Genomic DNA, 8,073 nt, shown 5'->3' on the forward strand with positions numbered 1-8,073 from the left:
GCTCCCCCCGCACCGCCCCCGCACCCACGCCCGCCCCCCGCCCGCGGCGAGGAGCAGCCCCGCCGTGCGCGCCGGCAGCCCCGGCGGCGGTGGCGCGGCCGCGGAGAGGGCGGCCGGCGCCAGCGTCCCGCCGAGCATCGCGACGACCGCGGCGGGAACCGCCCACCTGGCATGGCGCGACGGTTGCGGTGGCCGTGTCATCTCGTCCTCCTCACTTTCATGCGTCCCGCAGGCGGAGCATCAGCCCGCCGGCGATGAGCGCCCCGCAGGCCCAGGCGGTGAGCACGCCGAGGCCCGCCCAGGGGCTCATCGGAAGACCGCTCAGGCCGACGGTGGCCTCGATGTTCATTCCGGCGGTCATCGGCCCGATCTCCTGGATGTGGCGCGACGCCGAGGTGTTCCCGAGGGCCGCGCTGAGGATGGGGAAGAGGTAGAGCAGCCCGAGGACGACGCCGATCGCCGCGGCGGCCTCGCGCACGGCGGCGGCGACACCGATGCTGAGCAGCGCGATCAGCGCGAGATAGAGCACCGATCCGCAGGCCGCGCGCAGGACCGGCCCGTCGCTCAGGGACAGGGACGGGTAGCCGTGGGCGGGACCGATGCCGTTCCCGGGCAGGATCAGCCGCCCGGCGAGCAGCGACCCCAGGACGGCGACCGCACCGGTGGCCAGGACCGGTCCCGTGACGATGGCGGCCTTGGCGGCCAGCACGGTGAGCCGGTGCGGCATCGCCGCCAGCGTGAGGCGGATCATTCCGGTGCCGTACTCCCCGCTGACCGCCATCACCGCCACGACCGCGACGACCGCCTGGCTCAGGTAGATCCCGGTGAGGCTGATCTTGGCGGGGTCCTCGGTGCAGTTCCCGGCAGGGCACTTGACGGCCGCCCCGGCCGTCGCGCCTATCACCACGGTGAGCGCGGCGGCGGCGAGCAGCAGCCAGGCATTGCTGGGGACGGTCCGCAGCTTCGTCCACTCGGCGTGCAGCGCGTTCTTCACGCGTCTCTCCTGCGCATCAGGACGGTGCCGACGACCAGAGCGAGCGCGGCCCAGGCGCAGAGGACGGCGAAACCGGCCCATGGCGCCAGCGGGTAGTAGCCCCACTGTGGTGTGTAGGCGGTGCGCACCTGGTCGTACTGCGGGATCGCCTGCTGGATGGCGAAGCCCGCGGCCGGGGTGACCCGCAGGAGCCACCGGGCCGCGCCGACCGGCAGGACCGACGTCATCGCGAGGACGTAGGGCAGGATCACCGTCGCGATGACCACGGTGACCGTTCCGGCGCTGTGCCGGATGACGGCGCCGACGCCGACGGCGAAGACGGTGGCGACCGCCAGGAGCGCGGCCGTTCCCACCAGCACGCGCGCCTCGGTGCCGGCCGTCATCGGGATGACCGAATAGCCGTTGCCGTGCAGCAGGCTCTCGCCGATCGGCACCGTGATGCCCACGGCGACCAGGCCCGCGACGAACGCGACGGCGCCGATCACGATCGCCTTGGCGGTCAGGATCCGCCCGCGCCGGGGGCTCGCGGCGACGGTCAGCCTGATCAGACCGCGCCGGTACTCGGTCGTGATGAACAGCGCGCCGATCACGACCATCGCGATCATCCCGGCGAACACGCCCTGGAGGATGCTGTTGATGGACTGGACGCCCACGTTGCCGGACCCGCTGACGGCCGGGGCGATGTCCCCGGAGCCGGTCACGGTGTAGCCGCCGTCGGCCGTCGGCCTGTGCCCGCCCAGGTGCGCGATCGGGTACGCCTCGGTCTTCTCACCGATGAACGTGCCGCTCCAGTTGCCGCCGGACCAGCCGCCGGCCAGGCCCACCCGGTCGAACTTCGCGGTGGCCGCCGTGGGGTCGGTCGAGCCGGATCCGGACAGCAGCTGCTGGTTCCCCGGTGGCGTGAACTCGGGGGAGGTGACGAACATCCCGGCCTCCACCGTCGACCCGAGCCCGGCGAGCCGGGTGGTGCCGATCTTGGACCAGGTGGCGCCGTCGGCGGAGTCGTAGCCGGTCAGGGTGTTGCCGGAGCGCGTCAGGCGCAGCCACCCCGGCGACGACGCGGAGACCTTGCCCGGCCTGCCGGCGATGTCGTGGGTGTAGTCGTACTGCATCCGCACACCCTTGCCGCCGGTGGCCATGACCGCGGCGTACGACGCACCCGGCTTGGTGCTCGCGGCGACGAGCAGCCCGGCCTTGGACCATGTCTGCAGCGACGGGACCGTCCGCGGCGTCCCCTGGACGCTCAGGCCCGACTGCCGCACGCCGGTCAGCGAGGACACCCGGACGGTGATGCTGCCGTCGCCGTGCAGCTGCTGGCGCAGGAAGTAGTAGCTGTCCGTCACGCCCTGGCCGCCGGGCCCGGTCGGGACGGTCGGGTGGCACACGCCGGTGCCGCAGCCGTTCTGGCTGTTGAGCCCGGTCATGATCCCGATCAGCACGGTCACCAGGATCGCGACCGCGATGGTGACGACCCAGCCGCGGACGGTCCGGTACTTGGTCAGCTCGGCCCGCAGCAGCTGCGCGAAGCCGGCGTGCCCGGCCGGAGCGGCCGAGCGGTGGGGGATCACGGGGGCGGTCATCGGCGTGCCTCCGTGGCCGGCTCGGCACGGTAGTCGACCGCCTCGCGGGTCAGCTCCATGTAGGCCTCCTCCAGCGAGGCCCGGTGCGAGGAGATCTCGGAGAAGGGCACCGCGTTGCCGCTGAGCAGCGCCGCGATGCGCTCCGCGGGCAGCCCGGACACGGTCAGGACGTCCCGGTCGGTGACCGCCACCGTGCCCCCGGCGTCGGTGAGCACGTTCATCGCCTCGCCGCGCGCGCTGGTCCGCAGCGTCACCCGGCCCGCGGACGCGGACGCGATCAGGGCGGCCACGCTCGTGTCGGCGATGACCTTGCCGCGGCCGATCACCACGAGATGGTGCGCCGTGTCCTCCAGCTCGCTCATCAGGTGGCTGGAGACCAGCACCGCCCGGCCCTGCGCGGCCAGCGAGCGGAGGAACCCGCGCATCCACACGATGCCCTCGGGGTCCATGCCGTTGAACGGCTCGTCGAGGATCAGGATCGGCGGGTCGCCGAGCAGCGCCGCCGCGATGCCGAGGCGCTGGCGCATGCCGAGCGAGAACGTGCCGGCCTTCCGCTTGGCGGCCGAGCCCAGCCCGGTCCGCTCGAGCGCGGCGTCGACCTGGCTCGCGTTCAGGCCCTGCGAGTGGGCCAGCCAGAGCAGGTGGTTGCGTGCCGAGCGGCTGGGCTGCAGCGCCCCCGCGTCCAGCAGCGACCCGACCTTGGTGAGCGGCCGCTCCAGGCTCGCGTAGGGCTTGCCCCCGATCAGGGCGGTGCCGGAGTCGGGGGTGTCGAGGCCCAGGACGGACCGCATCGTGGTCGACTTGCCGGCCCCGTTCGGCCCGATGAAGCCGGTGACCTCGCCCGGCCGCACCGTGAACGTGACCCCGTCCAGCGCCACGGTCGACCCGAACCGCTTGTGCAGCCCGGCGATCTCGATGGTTGCTTCCATGACGGCAACGCTACGGACGCCGGGCGCTCAGATCGTCACGCGGGCGAGCGGCCTTCGCCGTGGCTGGCGGGAGGGACGGCCGCGGCGTTCTCGTCCCCCACAAGGGGGACCCCAGCGGGCTTGACGGGCAGATCGGCACCGGGCTTGACGGGCAGATCGGCCTCGATCAGCAGGCCGCCGCTGCCGGCACTGCCGAGGCGCAGCTCCCCGCCGACGGACGCGGCGCGCTCGCGCATGCCGTGCAGCCCGTGGCCGCCCGCCCGGCCGCCCCCGACGAGCCCGGGGCCGTCGTCGCGGACGCGGAGCCGCAGCATGTCGCCTGTGTAGCGCAGCTCCACATCGACGGCCGCTCCGGGCGCGTGCCGCCGCGCGTTGGTCAGCGCCTCCTGGACGATGCGGTAGACGGCCAGCTCGGTGCCCGGTTCGAGCGCGGCGGGCGGCCCGGAGACGATCAGGCGGGTGCCCGCCCCGGACGCGCTCCTGGCATCGTCCACGAGCGTGTTGAGGTCCTGCAGGCCCGGCTGGGGATGGCGCTCGGGGGCCTCGGCCGAGTCCTCGCGCAGGACCCCGAGCAGGCGCCGCATCTCGGTGAGTCCGGTCCGGGCGGTCTCGCTGATCTCCATCAGCCGCTCCGCCCCGGCGGGGGGCATGCCCGGGGTGGTGAGGCGGGCCGTCTCGGCGCGCACGACGACCATCGAGATGTGGTGCGCGACGACGTCGTGCAGCTCGCGGGCGATCCGCGCGCGCTCGCCCCTGGCCGTGTGCGCGACCATGGTCTCGGCGATGACCTTCCGGGCGGCGTCGTACCGCCGCGCCTCGCCCTGCGCCCGGTCCGCGATGCCGGCCCACGCGGCGGCCGGTCCCAGCGAGGCGAGCAGCACCGCGAGGACCCGGACCTCGGTGATCCGCGCCCCGTCCGCGGCGATCGCGGTCACGGCGAACGGAACGGCCACGGCCGACGCGGCGAGCCGCGTCCAGGGTCGCGGCGGCAGGCGCCTGCCCAGCCGGTACAGGGCGATCAGGGTCGCGCATGTGCCGGCGCCGGTCAGCGTGCGGAACGCGGTGAGCGACAGCACGGCCGCGGTGCAGCCGGCCGCGGCGGCCGCGGCGGGCGGGAGGAACGCGACCGGCAGCGTGGTGCCGAGCGCGAGCCCGACCGCGGCGACGAGGACGAACAACTGCGCGTGGTAGTCCGGGTGGCTGAGCGCGAAGCGCACGCCCGCCTCGGTCACGGCGGCCAGCCCGAGCAGCAGTCCGGCGGCCGGGACGGCATGCGGCCAGGCGGCGGCCCTCGCCGCGGCGGCCCGGACCGCCGAGACGCGCCGGGAACCCTCCGTGCTCATGCGGCCATTATCGCCACCGCCGCGGCGGCTACGCCGTTCCGGACGAGCCCGGGACGATCAGCCCGTTCTCGTACGCGGCGATGACCGCCTGGGTGCGGTCGCGCAGCCCGAGCTTGCTCAGTATCCGGCTGACGTGCGTCTTCACCGTCTCCTCGGTGACGACCAGCTGGGCGGCGATCTCCGGGTTGGACAGGCCCTCGGCGACCAGCCGCAGCACCTCGGTCTCGCGCGGTGTCAGCGCCGCGAACGCCCCGGACCCGGCGGGCGCCTGGGGGCGCAGCCGGCTGAACTCGTCGATCAGGCGGCGGGTGATGGCCGGCGCGAGCAGCGCCTCGCCGTCCGCGATCACCCGCACCGCGTCGAAGAGCCGCTCGGCCGTGACGTCCTTGAGCAGGAAGCCGCTGGCTCCGGCCCGCAGTGCCTCGTACACGTACTCGTCGAGGTCGAACGTGGTGATGATGAGGATTCGCGGGGCGTTGGCGGCGGAGGCGAGCTGCTGGGTGGCCTCGATCCCGTCCATGCCGGGCATCCGGATGTCCATCACGATGACGTCCGGCCGCAGCTGCCGGCAGAGCCGCACCGTCTCGGCGCCGTCGCCGGCCGTGCCGATGACCTCGAAGTCCGGCTGGGTGCCCATCAGCGCGGAGAACCCCGCGCGCACCACGGCCTGGTCGTCGGCGATGAAGATCCGCACGGCCGAACGCGGCTCATCCATGCCCTGGCGCCACCCTCACGTACCGTCGCAGCGGATCACCTGAAGCAACGATACCGTGACGCCCGCCCGATCGACGGGCCCCGCACGAAGCCGGCCCGGGCCCCGCACGAAGCCGGCCCGGGCCGCCGCGCGGTCCGGGCCGGCCGGCGGGACCGGTTACGCGGACTCCGCCTGCGCGCCCGCCTCCAGGGCCGGCGCGGACGGCTCCGGCTCGGCATAGGCGAACGCCAAGTCCTCGGGAATGGCGAACTTCAGCGTCTCCGTGCAGAAGTCCTCCCATTCCGGGGTGACCAGCGTGAAGAGCCGCTTGTCCTTGTCCTTGCCGACCGGGCTGAGCAGCACCGTCAGCTCGTCGCAGAGAAACACCGACGCGTCGTCGGCCATGTCCCGCTCCTCCGGGGCCGCCGCGTCCGCCCAGCCGGGGAACTTGCGCAGCTCACCCAGCTGATAAAGCTTGCAATACTTCTTCATCTCCTACGACACCTCCGGTCACTCGGCGTTCGCTTGCTCGCCGTCCATGGCGAAACGGAGGCTCTTGGGCCGCATGTCGGTCCAATTCTCCTCGATGTAGCTGTCGCACTCCTCTTTCGAGGCGCACACGCCCGTCTCGTCCCAGCCGCCCGGGACATCGAGGTCCGCCGGCCACAGCGAGTACTGCTCCTCGTGGTTGACGAGCACCTTGAACCGGGCCTCCGGCGAATCGAAGTCGAAGCTGACTGTCCGCACCTGACCTCCCTGCTTTCTGCTCGGCCCCGCTTGGAAATGCGGTTTATTTCCCGCCGCAATAGTAAGACCGCCCGGGTGGTGCCGCGCCGTTCAACCAGCGCGCCGCAGCAGTTGAACGGCGCGGTCGGCGCCATTTTTCGGTAACAAGTCGCGATGTTATCATCTGGCCCCGGGATGGCCGAGTTCGGCAATCCGTAGCCGAAAGGTGAGACATGATCCCTGAAAACGCCGAAGAGGTCGATGTCGTGGTCGTCGGCGGCGGGCCCGGCGGTTCGACATTGGCGTCGCTGATTGCGATGCAAGGTACCCGCGTCCTGGTTCTGGAAAAGGAGACCTTCCCCCGTTACCAGATAGGGGAGTCCCTGCTTCCGTCGACGATCCACGGCGTGTGCCGGCTGACGGGGGTCAACGAGAAGCTCGCCAAGGCCGGCTTCACCCACAAGCTGGGCGGAACGTTCAAGTGGGGGGCCAACCCCGAGCCCTGGACGTTCGCCTTCGGGGTCTCGCCGAAGATGACCGGTGAGACCTCGCACGCCTACCAGGTGGAGCGGAGCACGTTCGACAAGATCCTGCTCGACCACGCGCGCGAGCTGGGCGCCGTCGTGCGGGAGAACTGCGCCGTCACCGGGGTGCTCACCACCGGCGACCGGGTGTCCGGGGTCACGTACACGGATCCGGACGGCGCGGAGAGAAGCGTCCAGGCCAAGTACGTGGTGGACGCGTCGGGGAACAAGAGCCGGCTGTACCGGGACGTCGGCACCCGGGAGTACTCGGAGTTCTTCCGCAATCTCGCGATCTTCGGATACTTCGAGGGCGGCAAGCGCCTGCCGGCGCCGCGCTCGGGGAACATCCTGAGCGTCGCGTTCGACGGGGGCTGGTTCTGGTACATCCCGCTGAGCGACTCGCTGACCAGCGTCGGCGCCGTGGTGCGCCGGGAGCTGGCGGACCAGGTCCAGGGGGATCCGGAGGAGTCGCTGTCCGCCCTGATCGCCCAGTGCCCGCTGATCAGCGAGTACCTGAGCGACGCCACGCGGGTCACCGAGGGCCGGTACGGCGAGATCCGGATCCGCAAGGACTACTCGTACCACAACACGAAGGTCTGGCGCCCCGGCATGGTGCTCGTGGGCGACGCCGCCTGCTTCATCGACCCGGTGTTCTCCTCGGGAGTGCACCTGGCCACCTACAGCGCCCTGCTGGCCGCGCGATCGATCAACAGCGTGCTGGCCGGGACCCTGGACGAGGCGACCGCCTTCCGGGAGTTCGAGCTGCGGTACCGGCGGGAGTTCAGCGTCTTCTACGAGTTCCTGATGTCGTTCTACGACCTGCACGAGAGCGAGGACTCGTACTTCTGGGCCGCCAAGAAGATAACCAAGACGACGTCGTCCGAACTGGAGTCGTTCGTCGACCTGGTGGGGGGCGTGTCCTCCGGTGAGGCCGCGCTCTCCAACGCCGACGTCCTCGCGAAGCGGTTCAAGGGCGAGTCACGCGAGTTCGCGGGCGCCGTGGACGAGATCATCGCCAACAAGGGCCAGAGCATGCTCCCGCTCTTCCGATCGTCGGTCGTCCGCCAGGCGATGCGCGAAGGCGGGCAGGTCCAGTCGCACGCCATCCTCGGCGAGGACGTGGAGGGCGAACCGCCGGTCTTCGAGGGCGGGCTCGTGCCGTCCGGCGACGGGATGTTCTGGGTCGTCCCGGAAAGCAAGCCGGCGCCGTAGCCACCGCACGAAGGCCCGCACCACGGTGCGGACGAACGGCCACCGCCCGCATGGCCCGCATCCGCGGCCGT

Annotated in this window: 8 protein-coding genes and 1 pseudogene; 1 reads left to right on the top strand and 8 read right to left on the bottom strand. The window is 72.1% G+C overall.

Annotation, left to right across the window (positions count from 1 at the left end):
• From ABZ914_RS41420 to ABZ914_RS41455, 8 genes and pseudogenes are all read right to left on the bottom strand, one after another.
• Window positions 1-201 (bottom strand): annotated as a pseudogene (locus tag ABZ914_RS41420) (hypothetical protein); the annotation flags it as partial.
• Window positions 202-217: 16 nt separating this feature from the next.
• Window positions 218-994: an ABC transporter permease gene (locus ABZ914_RS41425; RefSeq protein WP_500200134.1), complete on the bottom strand. Its 777-nt coding sequence runs from the start codon at window positions 992-994 to the stop codon at window positions 218-220.
• Window positions 991-2,574, bottom strand: coding sequence for an ABC transporter permease subunit (locus ABZ914_RS41430; protein WP_500200135.1), 1,584 nt, complete (start codon window positions 2,572-2,574; stop codon window positions 991-993). Before ABZ914_RS41430 ends, ABZ914_RS41425 begins: the two co-directional genes overlap by 4 nt.
• On the bottom strand, window positions 2,571-3,503 hold the full coding sequence (locus tag ABZ914_RS41435) for an ABC transporter ATP-binding protein (protein WP_190858235.1): 933 nt from the start codon (window positions 3,501-3,503) through the stop codon (window positions 2,571-2,573). The genes ABZ914_RS41430 and ABZ914_RS41435 overlap by 4 nt, the downstream gene beginning before the upstream one ends.
• 35 nt (window positions 3,504-3,538) lie before the next feature.
• Window positions 3,539-4,846, bottom strand: coding sequence for a sensor histidine kinase (locus ABZ914_RS41440; RefSeq protein WP_500200136.1), 1,308 nt, complete (start codon window positions 4,844-4,846; stop codon window positions 3,539-3,541).
• 28 nt (window positions 4,847-4,874) lie between these two features.
• Window positions 4,875-5,561, bottom strand: coding sequence for a response regulator (locus tag ABZ914_RS41445; protein WP_387029977.1), 687 nt, complete (start codon window positions 5,559-5,561; stop codon window positions 4,875-4,877).
• A 156-nt stretch (window positions 5,562-5,717) separates the two neighbouring features.
• Entirely contained in the window at window positions 5,718-6,032 is a 315-nt protein-coding gene (locus ABZ914_RS41450) for a hypothetical protein (protein WP_500200138.1), read from the bottom strand.
• An 18-nt stretch (window positions 6,033-6,050) separates the two neighbouring features.
• Window positions 6,051-6,287 (bottom strand): MbtH family protein, encoded by a 237-nt coding sequence (locus tag ABZ914_RS41455; RefSeq protein ID WP_500200140.1) that lies wholly within the window; start codon window positions 6,285-6,287, stop codon window positions 6,051-6,053.
• Window positions 6,288-6,499: 212 nt separating this feature from the next.
• Here ABZ914_RS41455 and ABZ914_RS41460 point away from each other — a divergent pair, with 212 nt between their 5' ends.
• On the top strand, window positions 6,500-8,002 hold the full coding sequence (locus ABZ914_RS41460; protein WP_500200141.1) for a tryptophan 7-halogenase: 1,503 nt from the start codon (window positions 6,500-6,502) through the stop codon (window positions 8,000-8,002).
• Window positions 8,003-8,073: the final 71 nt, after the last annotated feature.

The sequence above is a fragment of the Spirillospora sp. NPDC046719 genome (genome assembly GCF_040645715.1).
Lineage (GTDB): Bacteria > Actinomycetota > Actinomycetes > Streptosporangiales > Streptosporangiaceae > Spirillospora.

What these genes read in the sequence shown, in the direction of transcription:
- ABZ914_RS41430 (WP_500200135.1), bottom strand. Translation starts at nt 2,574, where the DNA reads ATGACCGCCCCCGTGATCCCCCACCGCTCGGCCGCTCCGGCCGGGCAC.
- ABZ914_RS41435 (WP_190858235.1), bottom strand. Translation starts at nt 3,503, where the DNA reads ATGGAAGCAACCATCGAGATCGCCGGGCTGCACAAGCGGTTCGGGTCG.
- ABZ914_RS41440 (WP_500200136.1), bottom strand. Translation starts at nt 4,846, where the DNA reads ATGAGCACGGAGGGTTCCCGGCGCGTCTCGGCGGTCCGGGCCGCCGCG.
- ABZ914_RS41445 (WP_387029977.1), bottom strand. Translation starts at nt 5,561, where the DNA reads ATGGATGAGCCGCGTTCGGCCGTGCGGATCTTCATCGCCGACGACCAG.
- ABZ914_RS41450 (WP_500200138.1), bottom strand. Translation starts at nt 6,032, where the DNA reads ATGAAGAAGTATTGCAAGCTTTATCAGCTGGGTGAGCTGCGCAAGTTC.
- ABZ914_RS41460 (WP_500200141.1), top strand. Translation starts at nt 6,500, where the DNA reads ATGATCCCTGAAAACGCCGAAGAGGTCGATGTCGTGGTCGTCGGCGGC.